We start from the raw sequence: 17,222 nt of genomic DNA on the forward strand, positions 1-17,222 counted from the left end.
CTGCGGATGAACGTGCTGTATTTCGCCTGGGTGCGCGAGCGGATCGGATTGCCGCGCGAGGAGGTGGCCAGCGAGGCCGCAACCGTGGCAGAGCTGGTGGATGAGCTGGTCGCGCGCGAGGAACGCTACGCTGCGGCCTTTGCCGACCGCTCGGCCCTGCGGGTGGCGCTGGATCAGGAGCTGAGCGATTTCGATGCGCCGCTTGCGGGCGTGCGCGAGGTGGCGTTCTTTCCACCGATGACCGGCGGCTGATGCGCATCCGCGTGCAGGAGGCGCCGTTCGATCTGGGTGCCGAGGTCAACCGCTTTACCGCGGCGCAGGCCGATATGGGCGCTGTGGTGAGCTTTACCGGCGTGGTGCGCGGGGGCGGCGGGACCCTCAGGCATATGGAGATCGAGCATTACCCCGGCATGACCGAAAGTGCCCTTCGCGACATCTCGGAGCAGGCCTGCGCGCGCTGGTCTCTGGGCGATGTGCTGGTCATCCACCGCTACGGCAGGCTGGCCCCCGGGGCGCAGATCATGATGGTGGCCACCGCGTCGCGGCATCGCAAGGATGCGTTCGAGGCGGCAGAGTTCCTGATGGATTACCTCAAATCTCGCGCTCCCTTCTGGAAACGCGAAGTGACCGAGGACGGGGCGGCCTGGGTGGCGGCGCGCGATGAGGACGAGGCGGCGCTGACCCGCTGGTAGGGGCCGTTTCCGGCATTGAAGGGCTGCGTTTTTCAGATCCGGGTGCGTATCCTCGAAGCCCTTCTGACCTTTGAAAAAGCTCAGATTTCCTGTGGTAGATCAGCCTTTCGAGGACCTTCTTGATGTGGGTCAAGGCGGCGCTGCCGCACTCTCTTTATGGTTCTGACCGAACCCCAAACTGGAGAGGAGAGAGCAGATATGTTTAGCAGAATAACGGTAGGTTTCGATGGATCGCCCCCGTCGGAGAACGCGCTGCGACTGGCCTGCGATATGGCCCAGAAGTATGACGCGGAGGTCCATATCTGTCATACGCCCAAGCCCGAGACCGTTGCCTTTGCCCTAGGGGCAGTGTCGGGCTACCACGTGGCCACAACGATGCCGCACCCCGACCAGATCGCCAAGGCCGAGGCCAAGCTGATGGAACAGGCCTGCGGAATTGCCGCCGATATGGGCTGCGCGGCACCTATCACCCATGTGGGTGAGGGCGATCCGGCACAGGCGCTTCTGGATCATGCGGAGCAGATAGGCTCGGATCTCATCGTCACGGGGCGGCGGGGTTTGGGAAACCTCACCGCGCTGGTGCTGGGCAGTACCTCTCAGCAGGTGGGGCATCTGGCCAAATGCGCCCATCTGACCGTGGCCTGAAGGCGTCACCGGACCGGACGCAGACCAGGGCAGGTATTGCGAGGCGTGTCACGGCGTAGGTTTGAGACCGGCATTCGGTTCACCGGACCCGCACAGCCCCCGATCTAAATCGGGGGCTGTGTTTTTCGATCAAAGGCTTTGAGCGTCGGGGGTAACTTACGTTCGGTACGCCCCCAAAGGAGGACAGGCGGGCGGCGGAGCGCGCCCTGCTTCTGTCGCCTCAAGCCAATAATCTGTACAACCAGATCGCGCGACTGACTGGGTCAGCCGACGTTTTCGCGGTTCAGCCGGGCGCGCAGGTCTTCTGCCTCGAACCGGGCATCGCGCAGCCCGTCCATGGCGGCGCGCAGCTCCGCTTCGGTCTGGGCCAGCCTGGTGGTCAGCTCCGCTTCGCGCTGCTCCACATAAGTGATGGCCTGATCGCGGGTTTCTTCGGCTGCGTGCAGCTCCTGGCTCATGCGGTCGAGCTGGGCCACATCATCGGCGGCAACCCGGGTGAAGCGGTGAACCAGCCAGTTGGCGAACCACCCCAGGGCAAAGGCCACAAAAAGAATGACCGCCGTTGCCACCACGAATTCCGTTCTACTCATCACCAGCTTCCTCAGACCCGTCTGCCGTTGCAGCATCGCCGGTTTCAGCGGCATTTTCCAGCGGAAGATCGCCAGGAGCAGGGGGGCCTGCGGTCTCGATCAGGCGAAATTCGATGCGGCGGTTGGCCTCGCGGCCCGCCTCCGTGCCGTTGTCGGCGACGGGGGTCGCCTCGCCATAGCCCTTGGCCAGAAAACCGGTGGTCAGCACCCGCCGGGCGCGCAGCTCATTGAGGACTGATTCGGCGCGCGCCTGACTGAGCGCGAGGTTCATCTCCTCCCGGCCCTGGCTGTCCGTGTGGCCCTGCACTTCGAGCCGGATGTCGCCACAGTCTTTCAACACATCGGCGATGCTGTCCATGGTGGCCAGCGCGCTGTCGTCGATGGTGGCGCTGCCGGGTTCGAACGTGATCTTGGACGCGGCGGCGATGGTCCCGATCTCGGCCTCGCATTCCTGCGGTGTGGGCAGACCGGCGAGCGGGTCGAGCGCTTCGAGATAGACCACATCGATGGCGTATGTGCTGTCCTGTCCCAGTTTGTCGGCCATGAAGCGGGCGATATCGGCCCGGGCTGCGGTGTTGCCCGTGGCCCCCGAGAGGGTGATGGCCTCGCCGGTCACGGTGACAGCGCCGTTGTCCAGATAGGAGAGAGCCTGCAGTCCGGTAAGGACGCGTTTGGACCAGTCAGCCGGCATGTCCTGACCGATGCGCGCCGCGGTATAGACATTCTCGGAGCCGAATTTCGCGCGGGCAAAGCTATCGGCGACGCTGCGCATCTCTTCGCCGGGCAACCGGCCGCGCAGCTGCACCTGTCCTTCGGGGCTGAGGGTCGCGGTGAATTCCGGTGGTTCGGCCTCTGGCGTGGCGCTGGCGGGCAGCACCGCGTGCAGCACGAAGACCTCCGGCAGATCGGCCTGCAGCGCGCCTGCCACCCGGTCAAAAAGGCGCGGATCGGTGCCCTTTGGGGCTACCAGCGTGACATCCGCATCGGAGAAGGTGACGCTGCCTGCGCCCAGTTCTGCGAGGGCGTTGATCGCGGTCTCGCCCGCCGCACCCCAGGTGATCGACGGCACGCCGAGACCGACGGTGCAGGGGCCGGGATCCTCTGCGCCGGCGGCGGTCGCTGCAGCCATGAGCCTATCGCGGGCCGCGTCCGTATCAGCGGAGCAGGCATCGAAACGCGCGCCCTCGCCGTCCATGACAAAGCGCAGGGTGAAGGGGGTGATGACCGGGCGCGGTGCGGTGATGTTGAGGGTGAGGCGCAGCGACGGCGGCGCGGTGCGGGTGAGGGCGGCTTCCAGCTCGCGCCGGGCGTCGGAGCTTTCGGCGGTGGCGGTGACGGCGACGCGACCGGCGGCGACTGAGATCTTGGCGCGTGGCAGATCGCGGGTCGCCCGGATGGCGAAGGCCAGCGCCTCGTTCCAGCCTGCGGGCGCGGGGTGGTCGGCGGTCTCCAGCAGGTCGGTGAGCGGCAGGTCGCTGGCAGCGGTGAACCCTTCGACGAGGGCGTTTCGGTCGGTGCTCTCAGGGATCAGCCCGATGATCGACAGACCGGAGCCCGTGCGCAAGACCTCCGCCGAAAACTGCGGCGGGGCGATGGCGCGGGCTGCGGTAACCTCCATCTCGTCAATGATGCGCTCTGCGTCGACCCTCGTTCCGGCGGTGGTGAGGGCGGCAAAGCGCAGCGCCTCGGTGGGGGCGGTGCCTGCAATGAGGACCCGCAGGCCATCGGCCTCGACCTCGGCCCAGGTCAGGTTGCTGTCATCCAGCGCGCGGCGGACCTGTGTCTCGGCGCTGTCTTCGACCAGTTCAACGGAGGCATTGGCAGTGAAAAGCGCAAGCGCTGCTGCGCCGGTAAAGGCGGCGGCGCTCAGGAGGGTGGCGGATCGGGGCATGGGACCTGCGTATCTGCGAAAGGATTAGGCAGGTGATACGCCCCCGGGCGCGCGGTTTCAATCATACCAGCAGGGCAGCGGCGAAAAACGCCGCGGCAATGAGGCCCGCGTCCCGGTTGCTGCGAAAGAGGCGCAGGAGGGTGCCGGTATCGGATGTGTCCAGACGGCTGAGCTGCCAGGCCATGTGCAGCCCAAGGCCCAGCGGTGCTGCCAGTGCGATGCCGGTGGCGAGCGGGGAGCCCATACTCAGCAGTACGGCCGCGGCCATCAGCCCGACGCTGATCACGGCAAAGCGGCGCAACCATATGGCGCTGCGGTCGCCGAAAAGCCGGGCGGTGGATTTCACGCCGATGAGCGCGTCATCCTCCGTGTCCTGATGGGCGTAGATGGTATCGTAGAACAGCGTCCAGGCGATGCCCGCCGCATAGAGCAGCACGGGGGCGGCCTGCAGCGTCCCGCTATGCGCGGCCCAGGCCAGCAGCGCGCCCCAGTTGAAGGCGAGGCCGAGGAAGACCTGCGGCCACCAGGTGAAACGTTTGGCAAAGGGGTAGACGGCCACCGGTAGCAGAGCCAGCACGCCAAGTGCGATGGCCGCGGGGTGGAAGGTGAGCAGGATGCAAAAGGCGATGAGCGATTGCGCGCACATCCAGACAGCCGCGCCGCTGACGGTGACCTGACCCGCGGGGATCGGGCGCGAGCGGGTGCGGGCCACCTGGTCGTCGATGTTGCGGTCGGTGATGTCGTTCCACGTGCAGCCAGCACCGCGCATCAGCCAGGCCCCGGCAGCACAGCCCACCGCGATCCACAGATCGTGCCAGCCCGCGCGACCGCTGTTCAGCATCGCCAGCGCCAGCCCCCACCAGCACGGCAGCAGCAAAAGCCAGGTGCCGATGGGCCTATCCGCCCGGCTCAGCCGCAGGTAGGGGCGCGCGGGTGCAGGCGCCAGCGTGTCGACCCAGTTCCCCCGGACCGCGTCGGCGACCGCACCATCTGGTGCCAGCTTCGGGCTTTGCATATGGTCCCTCTCATGGAAAATCAGGTCACGGCCAAGGTTCGGCTTTTTGTAGAACATGCGCTTGCCGAGGGGCAATCGGTTCCTGTGTCGCGGGCGCAGGCGCACTATCTTTTCGGGGTGATGCGGCTGGGCGCGGGGGCGCAGGTGCTGCTCTTTGACGGTCAGAGCGGCGAGTGGCTGGCGGAGGTCGCGGAGACGGGCAAGCGCGGCGGCGTGCTGTCGGTCCTCAGCCGGACGCGCCCGCTGCAGATGCCGCCGGATCTGTGGCTGATGTTCGCGCCGATCAAGAAGGCGCGCACCGATTTCATCGTGGAAAAGGCCGCGGAGATGGGCGCTCGGCGCATTCTGCCGGTGCAGACGGCCTTCACCAATGCGGGCCGTATTCAGCGCGACCGGTTGCAGGCCCATGCGGTGGAGGCGGCGGAGCAATGCGGCGGCACCTACGTGCCCGAGGTGGCGGAGATGGTGCGGCTCGACCAATTGCTGGGCGCCTGGGAGCCCGCGCGCCGGATCCTGTTCTGCGACGAGGCGCGGGTGGGCGACAGCACTGGCCTGCCCGACAAGCGCGGTCCCTGGGCGATCCTGATCGGACCGGAGGGCGGGTTTTCCGCGCCGGAACGCAGCCGGCTGCAGGGGATGGATGCGGCGTATCCGGTATCGCTCGGCCCGCGGATCCTGAGAGCGGATACGGCGGCAGTGGCGGCGATGGCGCTGTGGCAGCGCGCGTTGGGGGACTGGGCGTGAGCTTTCTGAGGCCTGAGGCCCGCCGGACGCTCTGGCGCTGGCGCGAGGCATTGGTGGGCGTTGCCCTGGTGATTACGGGGGCGTGGTGGCTGCTGGGGCCGGGGCGACTTTTGGTGCTGCCGGGGGCCGCTTTGGTGGTGGTAGGCGCGGCGCTGGTCTGGCTCGGCGGTCAGCGTGCGCAGTTTCGCAATGACGGGCAGGGGCCCGGCACGGTGGAGGTGGACGAAGGGCAGATTCGCTATTTCGGCCCGCTGACCGGTGGTGCCGTTGCACTGCAGGATCTGACCGCGCTCAGCCTTGACCGGGCGCAGTTTCCCGCGCACTGGCGGCTGAGCCAGCCGGGCCAGCCCGACCTGATGATCCCGACCAATGCGGATGGGGCGGAGGCGCTTTTCGACGCCTTTGCCACGCTGCCGGGGCTGCAGACGGCGCGGATGCTGCAGGAGTTGCAGCGCGAGGGCGGCCACGCGGTTGTGATCTGGCGGCGCGGGTCGGCGGGGGTGACGCGGCTGCCGGTGCATTGACACCTCTGGATTTTCGGCTCATCCCTGACGGTCTGACTGGCAGCGGAAAGAACGAACGGAGCCCCCCATGTCCATCCCTCAATCCGGCGGCGGCCCAATCACCGACCGCGCGCAGCTGGCGCAGTATCTCGCAGACGGCTGCAAACCGCGCGAGGCGTGGCGCATCGGCACCGAGCACGAGAAGTTCGGCTATTGCCGCGATACGCTGAAGCCGCTGCCCTATGAGGGCGAGCGGTCGATCCGCGTCATGCTGGAGGGGTTGCGCGACACCCACGGCTGGGCGCCGGTGGAAGAGGCGGGCAAGCTCATCGGGCTGGAGAAGGCGGGGGCCAATATCTCGCTGGAGCCCGGCGGTCAGTTGGAACTCAGTGGCGCGCCGCTGGAGACCATCCATGAGACCTGCGACGAGGTGAACACGCACCTGCGCGAAGTGCAGGATGTGGCGGACCGCATCGGCGCGGGCTTCATCGGGCTGGGGGCGGCACCGGAGTGGACCCACGATCAGATGGATCTGATGCCCAAGGGCCGCTACAAGCTGATGAACGACTATATGGCGCGCGTGGGCACCATGGGGCGGGTGATGATGCGGCGCACTTGCACCGTGCAAGTGAACCTCGATTTCGGGTCCGAGGCCGACATGGTGCAAAAGATGCGCGTGGCGCTGGCGCTGCAGCCGGTGGCGACCGCGCTCTTTGCCAATTCGCCCTTCTTCGAGGGGCAGCCCAACGGGCATAAATCCTGGCGCAGCGTGGCCTGGCGCAATCTGGATGCGTCGCGGACGGGCATGCTGCCCTTTGCGTTCGAAGAGGGGTTTGGGTTTGAACGCTGGGCGGAGTATGCGCTCGATGTGCCGATGTATTTTGTCTACCGCGACGGGCAGTATCTGGATGCGCTTGGCATGTCGTTCCGCGATTTTCTGGAGGGCAAGCTGCCCGCGCTGCCAGGTGAAATCCCGACGCTCAGTGACTGGGCGGATCATTTGACCACCATCTTCCCGGAAGCGCGGGCAAAGCGGTTCATCGAGATGCGCGGCGCGGACGGTGGGCCGTGGCGCAGGCTTTGCGCGCTGCCCGCGTTCTGGGTCGGGCTGATGTATGATCAGACGGCGCTCGATGCCGCATGGGATCTGGCGAAGGGCTGGGACATGGGCACGCGCGATCTGATGCGGGTCGCGGCCTCGGTCGACGGGCTGCAGGCGGAGGTCCATGGGATCAGGCTGCACGACGTGGCGCGCGAGGCGGTGGCCATCAGCCACGCAGGGCTCGCGGCGCGCGCGCGCGCCGGCGCGGGCGGTATGGTGCCGGACGAAACCCATTTCCTCAACGCGCTGCAGGAAAGTGTCGAGAGCGGCAAAGTGCCCGCCGATGAGCTGCTGGAGCGGTACGAAGGCGACTGGGGCGGGGATCTGAGCAAGATCTACGCGGAATATTCCTACTAGCGCGATCTGTGCGGTCTCTGGCTAAAGGACAGGCCGCGCAGGTCTGTCCGGTGGCCGCGGGATCACTTTTTCGCGCGGCGCGGCGCGAACCTTCCCGCGGCCTCGGGGCACCTACGGTCCATACGCCTGACAGATGTGTCCGGGCGGATTGGAAAAAGGACCGTAACGATGACAACGAAAATCCCTGTACCCCCCGGCATGGGACTGAAGCTGAACAAGATCCTGCCGCTCATGCAGAACAACGCCCTCATGGCAGGCCATTTTGAGAACATGCTGCGCGACAACGAGGCGTTGGGCGCGTGGTATATCTGCAAGTTCCCGCCGACCACCGTGGTGCATATCAAGAAATACTACGACCGCTACAAGCCGGTGACGCCCCGCAACCTCAAGAAGCCCGTCGAGGGGGCGATTGCCCGTGGCCGCGATCTGAATGCACAGCAGCTCAACGCCTTGATTGCCGCACTGACGGACTGGGCGACCACCAAGGTCGAGCTGGGCTTCAAGGTGTTCAACAAGCCTGCGAACGATCACTACGAGCTGTTCATGATGGATATCGCCACGAATAGGATCATGAAGTTGAAACGTGCGCCGGTCGATGCGGTCTTCATCGGTCCCGACCGCCAGATCGTCCAGAAGCCCAAGGTCAAAAAGCAGCTCGACAAGGCGATCCGCGCGGCAGCCATGGCCAACAGGACGGCCTGCGACAAGGAGGTTACCGAGTTGCTGAAGGTCATCGCCAAGGACAAGACCAACAGCAAGACCAAGTATTCGGTAAAAATGATCTCTGACGCGATCTACAAAGCGCTGCCATAGGCTTAGTTCTCGCCGAGCCAGTGGGCGGAGTGACGTCGAAAAAGAGGGAGACCATGTGCGGTCTCCCTCTTAGCGGGTATTTCGAAGGATGCTGGCGAGCCTAGGTGCCGCCGCCCCCGATCGCCGCGCGCAGGAGCGCCTTGGCGCTGTCACTGGCCCAGTCAGCGTCACCGCGCAGCCGGGCGACCTCGCGGCCGTCGGGGTCGATCAGCACGGTGATCGGCAGGCCGAAGATGGCCATCTGGCTGGCGAGTTTCTGCTGGGGATCCTGATGACGGGGCAGGTTGTCCACGCCGATCTCGGCCAGAAAGCTCTTGATGCCCGTGGGGGAGTTGCGGCCCGTGGCGATGGTCAGCACCTCGAAATCATCGCCGCCCAGTTCGGTCTGAAGCTCGGAGAGATGCGGCATCTCGATGCGGCAGGGGCCACACCAGGTGGCCCAGAAATTCAGCAGCACGTATTTACCCCGGTAATCCTCCAGCGTGGCTTGCCCGGCGCCGTCGGCCAGATCGAAGGGGACATTGGGGACAACTTCGGGGGCCTCGTGAAAGACCAGTTTCTTCATGTCTCCTTCGCGCAGGGCCGCGGCTGCTTCCAGATCGGCGGAGGCGCCGGTGGGGGCCGCGATTGCGCCCGCAACGAGGGCCGTATAGAGGAGTGCCGCAACAGTTCTTTTCATATCCCCTCCGAAGGGTTCAGACCAATGACCGACACACCCGATCCCGCTGCCAAAGCCGCCGCCAACCAGATGTGGGGCGGGCGTTTCGCCGACGGACCGGATGCCATCATGGAAGCAATTAATGCGTCCATCTCATTCGACAAACGATTGGCGGCACAGGATATCGCGGGATCGCGCGCGCATGCCGAGATGCTGGGCGCAACCGGCATTCTGGAGAGTAGCGATGTGGCAGCGATCCGGGAAGGCTTGCTCACGGTGTTGTCAGAAATCGAAGCGGGCACGTTTCAGTTCTCCGCAGCGCTCGAAGACATTCACATGAATGTAGAGGCGCGGCTGAAGGAGATCGTGGGTGAACCTGCCGGGCGTCTGCATACGGGCCGCAGCCGGAACGATCAGGTGGCGACGGATTTCAAGCTGTGGGTCAGGGACCAGCTGGACGCGACAGAGCAGGCGCTGCAGGCGCTGATTGCGGCGCTGCTGGATCAGGCGGAGGCGGGGGCCGACTGGGTGATGCCCGGCTTTACCCATCTGCAGACCGCGCAGCCGGTGACCTGGGGCCATCACATGATGGCCTATGTGGAGATGTTCGGGCGCGATTTGTCCCGGGTGCGCGACGCGCGGGCGCGGATGAATACCTCGCCACTGGGGGCGGCGGCGCTGGCGGGCACGTCCTTTCCCATTGACCGGGAGATGACGGCAAAGGCGCTCGGGTTCGACGCACCGGCGGCCAATTCGCTTGATGCTGTCAGCGACCGGGATTTCGCGCTGGAGTTTCTGAGCACGGCGAGCATCTGCGCGGTGCACCTCAGCCGCTTTGCCGAAGAGCTGGTGATCTGGTCCTCGGCGCAGTTCCGTTTTGTCACGCTCAGTGACCGCTTCTCGACCGGCTCATCGATCATGCCGCAGAAGAAGAACCCCGATGCCGCAGAGCTGATCCGCGCCAAGGTGGGGCGGATTTTCGGGGCGCAGACGGCGCTGATGATGGTCATGAAAGGTCTGCCGCTGGCCTATTCCAAGGACATGCAGGAAGACAAGGAACAGGTCTTTGACGCCGCCGACAACCTGATGCTGGCCCTGGCGGCGATGACCGGGATGGTCAGCGATATGACCGCGAACCGCGCGGCTTTGGCGGCTGCCGCCGGGGCGGGCTTTTCCACCGCGACGGATCTGGCGGACTGGCTGGTGCGGGTGCTGGGCCTGCCGTTCCGGGAGGCGCATCACATCACCGGCAGTCTTGTGGCGCTGGCGGAGGAGCGCGGCTGCGATCTGCCGGACCTCACGCTGGAGGACATGCAGGTCGGTCACGCTGGCATCACATCTGACGTGTTCGATGTGCTGGGGGTGGACAACTCGGTTGCCAGTCGCACATCCTACGGGGGCACGGCACCCGAACAGGTGCGCGCGCAGATTGCCCGGTGGAAGGAGTGACTGGCATGAGATGCTTCATGGCGCTTGCGGCGGCGGCCTTTCTGGCAGGATGCGGTGTGGATGGGGAGCCGGTGGCCCCCCAGATCAACGGCGGGCTGACCATCAACAAGAACGGGATTTACCCCAGTGCGTCCGTGGGTGTGAACAGAGGGCCGCTGTCGGTCTGGCTGGGGCTGTGACGCGCGGCGGGATCCTTTTGGCGGCCTGTCTGCTGTCGGCCTGCACCGGCGGCAGCCCGACCACCGATCCTGCGCCAGAGACACCGAAGACCGGGGTGACAATCTCCGGTCATGCCTCCTTTGGCATCGTAAAGGGCGGCTGAGATGGCGGGCCTGCGATATGTCTGGCTGGCGCTCGCCGTCTGGGGGACCATCCACCCCATGAGCTACTTTATCCAGTGGTTCAACGAAAACACCTGGGATCTCATGGCCATGGTGGACGCCTGGCACGTCAATGCGGCAACCAGCGGGCTGGTCTGGGATCTGACGGTCGCGGCGGTGACCCTGACAGTCTGGGTGATCGCGGAGAGCGTCCGGACGCGGCGCTGGCTCGGGTTGCTGGCCATTCCGGCGACCTTTTGCATCGGTGTGAGCTGCGGCTTGCCGCTCTATCTTTTCCTGCGCAGCGGGGCACCCCGGCGGCCGTAACGCTGCGTCGTTTCGCCAGTGGAAACTGTATGTTCCCGGTAAAATTGAACTAAACGCTGGTTTGCGTGCGTTGGGTATGTGAATACGCACTCAGTCCGAGTGCCTACGCCCGTTTTTGGGCACGTAACGAGTATCGAGGTAGATATGAAGCAGATTACAAAGATTGCCGCCGTCGCATTGTCTCTGGCAGCCGGGGCACAGGCAGCGAGCGCAAGCTCGATCGTCATGACCTTTGACGAAGCACAGCCAAACCTTGGCAACAACGGTGCCTGGACGTCTTATCAATTCGCAGGCCGGACCTTTGGCATCTCTTCGTGGGGGCACAGTAGCGAAGGGGCGAACCTCTTTGACACGACCTGTTCCACCTCGCCGCAGGCAACAAGCGATTGCGCGGGCGACCGGGACATCATTCCCGGCGGTGTTGCGGGCACAAGCTCCGACGGTGTCGGCGGCAACGTGCTGATCCGGCAGCGGACCTCTGACCGCAACGGCGATCTGGCGAATGACCAGGCCAACAATGGCGGGATCACCTTCACCCTGTTGGCAGGCAAGGCGCTCACATGGCTCGGGGCCTCTGCGGTGGATGACGGCAAGTTCGGCTTCTTCACGACGACCGGGGGTATCAACACCTGGCTGGGGTCCATCGCGGGTCTGGACGACAGCGAGACCGCGGCGCTGACCTTCGACAACCCCTCCCCACTGATCGAAGAGGGCGATTCCTTTTCGATCTTCTTCAAGGGATCGGGTGCGGTGGACAGCTTTGTCTTTGCCGAAGAGGACGATTTCAACCCGACGCCCGTGCCACTGCCTGCGGGTCTGCCGCTGCTGCTGGCCGGTCTGGGCGGGCTTGCCCTTGTCTCGCGCCGGCGCGCGGCTCGGCAAGGCTGAGCATTTTTCATAACCTCGCGGGAAGGGGGTGGCTGCGGCCGCCCCTTTTTCGTTGCGACAATTGCGCGATTGCCTGTGCGTGCCGGTCTGGTATGAGGCACGGGTTTACGCATGGGGGTGCTCTTGGATCATTTTCTCTATCGCGACGGCGCTCTCTTTGCCGAAGACGTCCCGATCGCCGAGATCGCGCGGCAGGTGGGCACACCGTTCTATGTCTATTCGACCGCCACGCTGCTCCGGCACTATCAGCTCTTTGATGAGGCGCTGGAGGGGCTCGATCATCTGGTGTGCTACGCGATGAAGGCGGCCAGCAATCAGGCGATTCTGGCGACGCTGGCGCAGGCGGGCGCGGGCATGGATGTGGTGTCGGGCGGCGAATACCAGCGCGCGCGCGCCGCCGGTGTGCCGGGCGAGCGCATCGTGTTTTCCGGTGTTGGCAAGACCGCCGCCGAGATCCGCATGGCGCTCGAAGGGGGCATCCGCCAGTTCAACGTGGAATCCGAGCCCGAGATGGAGGTGCTGAATGCGACGGCGCTGGCCATGGGGGTCCGCGCGCCGGTGACGATCCGGCTCAACCCGGATGTGGACGCCAAGACCCACGCGAAAATCGCCACTGGCAAATCAGAGAATAAATTCGGCATCCCGATCAGCCGCGCCCGCGAGGTTTACGCGCTGGCCGCGTCGATGGAGGGGCTCGAGGTCATCGGCATCGACGTGCATATCGGCAGCCAGCTGACGGACCTCACCCCGTTTGAGGTGGCCTACAGCAAGGTGGCCGAGCTGACGGAAGTGCTGCGTGGCGACGGGCACGAGATCCGGCGGCTTGATCTGGGTGGCGGTCTGGGCATCCCCTACGCGCGCGACAATCAGGCGCCGCCGCTGCCGTCCGACTACGGCGCGCTGGTCAAGCGCACGCTGGGCCATCTGGGCTGCGAGATCGAGATCGAGCCGGGCAGGCTGATCGCAGGCAACGCGGGGCTTCTGGTGTCAGAGGTGATCTACGTCAAATCAGGCGAAGACCGCGACTTCCTGATCCTCGATGCGGCGATGAACGACCTCATCCGCCCGGCCATGTATGAGGCCTATCATGATATCGTCCCGGTGATCGAACCGGCACCGGGCACCCCGCCCGCCACCTACGATGTGGTGGGCCCGGTCTGCGAAAGCGGCGATACCTTTGCCAAGGGCCGCGAGATGCCACCGGTGGCACCCGGCGATCTGGTGGCCTTCCGCTCGGCGGGTGCTTACGGCGCGGTCATGAGCAGCGAGTACAACTCCCGCCCCCTGATCCCCGAAGTTCTGGTGAAAGAGGATCAATTTGCGGTTATTCGCCGACGTCCGACCTTTGACGAAATGATAAAACGAGATACCATACCTCAATGGCTTTGAGCGCGCATTCCCGCGTCCAAGGACCGGTGGAGACGCGGCGATGGCTTCGAGACCCCAAAGCGATACAGACAGCAGCCTGAGAGAGGTGCGCTGGCCCCTTCGCTGGACCCGCGCGGGTATGCTGGCGGAGGCAACCGTACAAAGCTTCTGGCCCTTGATCGCAGTGTGCCTTTTCGTGCTCGGTCTTCTGATGCTGGGGCTGCAGGACACCGTGGCGGTGGAAGCGGTCTGGACAGCGGCGGTGCTGAGCGTCGTGGCGGCGATTGCGGCGCTGATCTACGGTCTGCGGCGCTTTGCGCTGCCCAGCCGGGACGCTGCCATTGCGCGCCTGGATGCCAGCCTGCCGGACCGACCGTTACAGGCGCTCACCGATACTCAGACCATCGGGGCACAGGATGCCGCTTCTGCTGCGGTGTGGCGCGCCCACCAGAAACGCATGGCCGCCCGCGCCGCCGAGGCCGAGGCGGTCCCGGCCAACCTGAACGTGGCATCGCGTGATCCTTACGCGCTGCGCTACATGGCCGTGCTGGTCTTTGCCGTCGCCCTCGTCTTCGGCTCCGTCTGGCGGGTAGGCTCTGTCGCGACCATGGCACCGGGTGGTGCGGATCTCGCGGCCGGACCTGTCTGGGAGGGCTGGGCGGAAAGCCCGCGCTACACGGGTCGTCCGACGATCTACCTCAACGACATCCCCGAGGGCGCGCTACAGGTGCCCGTGGGCAGTCTGATCACCTTGCGTCTTTACGGCGAGCTGGGTGCGCTGACACTGTCGGAAACCGTTTCGGGCCGGACGGAGGTGCCGCCCGCATCCGATCCTGTGCAGGATTTCACCGTCGTGCAGGACGGCACCCTGAGCATCAACGGACCCGGCGGGCGCAGCTGGGACATCGCGGTCATTGCCGATGCACCGCCTCGGATCGCTGTCCTGGGGGACCCTTCTGCCGCCGCTCTGGGAGAGATGACGCTGCCGTTCGAGGCCAGTGACGATTACGGTGTCGAGGCGGGCGAGGCGCGGTTTACCGTCGATCTTGCGGCGGTCACCCGGGCCCACGGGCTGACCATTGACCCCGAACCCCGGCCTGATCTGATCGTGCCACTGCCCACGCCGATCTCCGGCAACAGGCGCGCCTTCGAGGAAAATCTGATAGAGGATTTCTCGACCCACCCTTGGGCGAATCTGCCGGTTCTGGCGCATCTCTCGGTGCTGGACGGGGCTGAACAACGGTTCGAGACAGAGCCGCATGCGATGGTGCTGCCGGGGCGGCGTTTCTTTGACCCGGTGGCGGCAGCGGTGATCGAACAGCGCCGCGATCTGCTGTGGTCGCGTGAAAACACCGGGCGCATTGCGCAGATCCTGCGCGCGGCCGCCCATCTGCCGGACCAGATTTTCCGCAAGGAGACCGATGCGTTGCGGCTGCGCAAGGTGATCCGGCAGCTGGAGACATTCGCGAATTATGGCCTCAGCGACGAGATGCAGCAGGATCTCGCAGATGAGATGTGGGACCTTGCGCTGACGCTCGAAGAGGGTGATCTGGCCGATGCGGAAGAGCGGATGCGCCGCGCGCAGGAGCGTCTGGATGAGGCCATCCGCAACGGCGCCTCGGACGAGGAGATCGCGGAGCTGATGCGCGAGCTGCGCCGCGCCACGGAGGATTATCTGCAGCAGATGATGCGCCAGGCGGAACGGCAGCAGCAGCAAAACGACGAGAACCGCTCGGGTCAGAACGAAAATACCATGACCCTGACGCAGGATGACATCCAGCGCATGATGGACCGTATCCAGGAGCTGATGGAGCAGGGCCGCATGGCCGAGGCTCAGCAGGCGTTGCAAGAGCTTCAGGAAATGATGGAGAACATGCGCGCGGCGCAAAGCCAGCCCGGGCAGGGCGGTCAGAGCCCCGGCGAGCAGGCGATGGAAGGTCTGTCGGAAACCCTGCGCGAGCAGCAGGGGCTGAGCGATCAGGCGTTCCGGGATCTGCAGGAGCAGTTCAACCCGGGCGCGCGCGCCGGTGAAAGCCAAGAGAACGAAGGCCGCAACGGCGGTGAAGGCCGCGGTCAGAGCCACGAGGGCCAGAGCGGTCAAGGTCAGGGACAGGCGGACGGCCAGCAGGGTGCACCGCAGCCCGGAGAGGGACCGAACGCCGAGGATCTGGCGCAGCGCCAACAGGCGCTCCGGGATGAACTCAGACGGCAGCAGGATGCGATGCCCGGCGGGGGCACGCCGGAGGGCGATGCGGCCCGTGACGCGCTGGACCACGCAGGCCGTGCTATGGAAGACGCCGAGGAATCCTTGCGCAACGATGATCTGGCCGAAGCGATCGACGACCAGAGCGAAGCCATGGAGGCACTGCGCGAGGGGATGCGCTCGCTGGGCGAGATGATGGCGCAGCAACAGCAAAACCAGCAGCCGGGGCAGGGCAACCAGCGCGCCGACGGCCCGCCGAACGACACCGACCCCTTGGGCCGTGAGCGCGACGGGGATGGCCAAAACCCTGACAACGGCAGCCGTCTGGCCGATGGCGCGGGCACGGATCCTTACGGCCGGGCGCGGGACCTGCTCGATGACATCCGGCGCCGCGCAGGGGAGGCCGATCGCTCCGAAGAGGAACGCGACTATCTCAACCGGTTGCTGGATCGGTTCTGAGGTAGGTTGGAGGCCGGGTCGCTCTGCCGTATGTCAACGGGTGCCGCGGCGACGTAGAGCCATGGCTCAGGCTCGCGCCAGCTTTCTGGAACGGGTCTGACGGCAATGATGCGCGTGCGACATGCCTGGGCGGCAGGTGCTCTGGGACAGGGGACGACGCTTTCGCAAGGCGATGGCTCGTTTAGCTAAAGCTATCTAAAATACATAGTAAGCCCTCGGCCCGGCGCGTCGTGGCTCGGTGCCCCACGCCTCAAGAGCCTCGTCATGCCGCCTTTGTGCCGGTTGGAGACTCGAAGGCTGACCCATTGTATCCGGGTGTCAGATGCTAAGGTGTCCGGTTGCCGGTGATTGTATCCAGTTGGGTCAGCGTCGCCGCCACCTGACGGTCGAGCCACATGCGGCCCGTGTCCACCAGGCTCACATAACTGCTCAACCACGGGTCGGACTGCGGCAGCACCTCGGCCAGTTCCGGTGCAAAGACGTATGCCAGCGTCAACACTGCTGCGAGCCCCAATACGGTGAGAAAACCAGCACCGAAGCGGCGTTTCTCCCTGGCCTCTACCTGACCGGTCTGGCCGGGGTCCTCCGCCGGGCTGCGCGCGCTGTTGGAGCGCAGGGTGGAATTGATCTGCTCGATGTCAGGCAGCCGCGCGCGCCGGTCGCCCGCAGCAGTGGCCGTCGCGGTCGCCACGGCCGGGGTGATGGGGCGGGGCTCATCGGTTGCTGCGGGCTGCGCCGGAGAGGATGCGGCATCAAGGCCAAGATCGGGCTGGCTTTCAAGGGCCGCCGCGTCGCGTTTGCGGGCATCGGCCTCGCGCGCGGCCTCTTCGCGGAGCACATCCGCCACCGCCGGATCGAGCGGTCGCCGTGTCGGCATGGACGGCGCCTCGGTATCCTCCTCCGGCGGCGTGTCCTCATCAGACGGTGCCTCATCGGGTACCGGATCCGGCGGCGCGTCATCCGTGCTTGCCGTTGGCCCCGGGTCCTGTTCGGCGTCACCCTCGGGTGCAGCCGTTTCCGCGACAAGGTCGGCCTCCTCCGCATCAGGATGGTTCTGGAACCACGTGTGTCCGCAGTTCGAGCACTGAACATCGCGCCCGTTCGGCGGCATGACGTTGTCGGGCACTTCGTACTGCGCGTCACAGTTCGGGCAGATCAGGCGCATGGAGGCTCCAACTTCATCGTTTCCTCTCAACGG

General features: G+C 65.6%; 19 protein-coding genes. 14 read left to right on the forward strand and 5 right to left on the reverse strand.

All coding sequences use genetic code 11. The features are described from left to right. The first annotated feature begins 6 nt into the window (after window positions 1–6). The 3 genes from moaD to Q1A53_RS14765 all read left to right on the forward strand — a co-directional run bounded on the left by moaD (window position 7) and on the right by Q1A53_RS14765 (window position 1,337). Entirely contained in the window at window positions 7–252 is a 246-nt protein-coding gene (moaD, locus tag Q1A53_RS14755; RefSeq protein ID WP_299968204.1) for a molybdopterin converting factor subunit 1, read from the forward strand. Continuing rightward, window positions 252–692 carry a molybdenum cofactor biosynthesis protein MoaE gene (locus tag Q1A53_RS14760; protein ID WP_299968206.1) on the forward strand — a complete coding sequence of 147 codons (441 nt, stop codon included), beginning with the start codon at window positions 252–254 and terminating at the stop codon, window positions 690–692. The genes moaD and Q1A53_RS14760 overlap by 1 nt, the downstream gene beginning before the upstream one ends. Window positions 693–890: 198 nt before the next feature. Next, window positions 891–1,337 (forward strand): universal stress protein, encoded by a 447-nt coding sequence (locus tag Q1A53_RS14765; RefSeq protein WP_299968208.1) that lies wholly within the window; start codon window positions 891–893, stop codon window positions 1,335–1,337. 263 nt (window positions 1,338–1,600) lie between these two features. On the opposite strand, the gene Q1A53_RS14770 is transcribed toward Q1A53_RS14765, so the two are convergent. The 3 genes from Q1A53_RS14770 to ubiA form a co-directional block, all read right to left on the reverse strand. Continuing rightward, entirely contained in the window at window positions 1,601–1,927 is a 327-nt protein-coding gene (locus tag Q1A53_RS14770; RefSeq protein WP_299968210.1) for a hypothetical protein, read from the reverse strand. After that, window positions 1,920–3,818, reverse strand: a complete 1,899-nt coding sequence (locus Q1A53_RS14775) for an OmpA family protein (RefSeq protein WP_299968212.1) — start codon at window positions 3,816–3,818, stop codon at window positions 1,920–1,922. Before Q1A53_RS14775 ends, Q1A53_RS14770 begins: the two co-directional genes overlap by 8 nt. A gap of 61 nt (window positions 3,819–3,879) precedes the next feature. Continuing rightward, window positions 3,880–4,833 (reverse strand): 4-hydroxybenzoate octaprenyltransferase, encoded by a 954-nt coding sequence (gene ubiA / locus Q1A53_RS14780; RefSeq protein WP_299968214.1) that lies wholly within the window; start codon window positions 4,831–4,833, stop codon window positions 3,880–3,882. Window positions 4,834–4,845: 12 nt separating this feature from the next. Here ubiA and Q1A53_RS14785 point away from each other — a divergent pair, with 12 nt between their 5' ends. The 4 genes from Q1A53_RS14785 to Q1A53_RS14800 all read left to right on the forward strand — a co-directional run bounded on the left by Q1A53_RS14785 (window position 4,846) and on the right by Q1A53_RS14800 (window position 8,352). After that, complete coding sequence (locus Q1A53_RS14785; protein ID WP_299968216.1) at window positions 4,846–5,577, forward strand: 16S rRNA (uracil(1498)-N(3))-methyltransferase; 732 nt, start codon at window positions 4,846–4,848, stop codon at window positions 5,575–5,577. Beyond that, the gene (locus Q1A53_RS14790; RefSeq protein WP_299968218.1) at window positions 5,574–6,101 is read left to right on the forward strand and encodes a hypothetical protein; all 528 of its coding nucleotides are present in this window, start codon (window positions 5,574–5,576) and stop codon (window positions 6,099–6,101) included. Before Q1A53_RS14785 ends, Q1A53_RS14790 begins: the two co-directional genes overlap by 4 nt. A 67-nt stretch (window positions 6,102–6,168) precedes the next feature. After that, entirely contained in the window at window positions 6,169–7,539 is a 1,371-nt protein-coding gene (locus Q1A53_RS14795) for a glutamate--cysteine ligase (RefSeq protein WP_299968220.1), read from the forward strand. A gap of 168 nt (window positions 7,540–7,707) precedes the next feature. Next, window positions 7,708–8,352 carry a hypothetical protein gene (locus tag Q1A53_RS14800; RefSeq protein WP_299968224.1) on the forward strand — a complete coding sequence of 215 codons (645 nt, stop codon included), beginning with the start codon at window positions 7,708–7,710 and terminating at the stop codon, window positions 8,350–8,352. Between the two features lie 100 nt (window positions 8,353–8,452). Here Q1A53_RS14800 and Q1A53_RS14805 read toward each other — a convergent pair whose 3' ends face one another. Further along, on the reverse strand, window positions 8,453–9,031 hold the full coding sequence (locus tag Q1A53_RS14805) for a TlpA disulfide reductase family protein (protein ID WP_299968226.1): 579 nt from the start codon (window positions 9,029–9,031) through the stop codon (window positions 8,453–8,455). A 24-nt stretch (window positions 9,032–9,055) separates the two neighbouring features. Here Q1A53_RS14805 and argH point away from each other — a divergent pair, with 24 nt between their 5' ends. The 7 genes from argH (at window position 9,056) to Q1A53_RS14840 (ending at window position 16,024) form a co-directional block, all read left to right on the forward strand. Continuing rightward, window positions 9,056–10,459, forward strand: a complete 1,404-nt coding sequence (gene argH / locus Q1A53_RS14810) for an argininosuccinate lyase (RefSeq protein WP_299968228.1) — start codon at window positions 9,056–9,058, stop codon at window positions 10,457–10,459. 5 nt (window positions 10,460–10,464) lie between these two features. Continuing rightward, window positions 10,465–10,638 (forward strand): hypothetical protein, encoded by a 174-nt coding sequence (locus Q1A53_RS14815; RefSeq protein WP_299968230.1) that lies wholly within the window; start codon window positions 10,465–10,467, stop codon window positions 10,636–10,638. Then, window positions 10,635–10,781 carry an argininosuccinate lyase gene (locus Q1A53_RS14820; protein ID WP_299968232.1) on the forward strand — a complete coding sequence of 49 codons (147 nt, stop codon included), beginning with the start codon at window positions 10,635–10,637 and terminating at the stop codon, window positions 10,779–10,781. The genes Q1A53_RS14815 and Q1A53_RS14820 overlap by 4 nt, the downstream gene beginning before the upstream one ends. Window position 10,782: 1 nt before the next feature. Beyond that, the gene (locus tag Q1A53_RS14825; RefSeq protein ID WP_299968234.1) at window positions 10,783–11,106 is read left to right on the forward strand and encodes a DUF2834 domain-containing protein; all 324 of its coding nucleotides are present in this window, start codon (window positions 10,783–10,785) and stop codon (window positions 11,104–11,106) included. Between the two features lie 144 nt (window positions 11,107–11,250). Then, a complete protein-coding gene (locus Q1A53_RS14830) occupies window positions 11,251–11,994 on the forward strand; it encodes a VPLPA-CTERM sorting domain-containing protein (RefSeq protein WP_299968237.1) in 744 nt (247 codons plus the stop codon). Between the two features lie 123 nt (window positions 11,995–12,117). Beyond that, window positions 12,118–13,383 (forward strand): diaminopimelate decarboxylase, encoded by a 1,266-nt coding sequence (gene lysA, locus Q1A53_RS14835; protein WP_299968443.1) that lies wholly within the window; start codon window positions 12,118–12,120, stop codon window positions 13,381–13,383. 40 nt (window positions 13,384–13,423) lie between these two features. After that, entirely contained in the window at window positions 13,424–16,024 is a 2,601-nt protein-coding gene (locus tag Q1A53_RS14840; protein ID WP_299968239.1) for a TIGR02302 family protein, read from the forward strand. A gap of 325 nt (window positions 16,025–16,349) precedes the next feature. On the opposite strand, the gene Q1A53_RS14845 is transcribed toward Q1A53_RS14840, so the two are convergent. Further along, window positions 16,350–17,189, reverse strand: coding sequence for a zinc-ribbon domain-containing protein (locus Q1A53_RS14845; RefSeq protein WP_299968241.1), 840 nt, complete (start codon window positions 17,187–17,189; stop codon window positions 16,350–16,352). Window positions 17,190–17,222 lie beyond the last annotated feature (33 nt).

It is taken from the genome of uncultured Roseobacter sp., assembly GCF_947496515.1.
Taxonomy (GTDB): Bacteria; Pseudomonadota; Alphaproteobacteria; order Rhodobacterales; family Rhodobacteraceae; genus Roseobacter.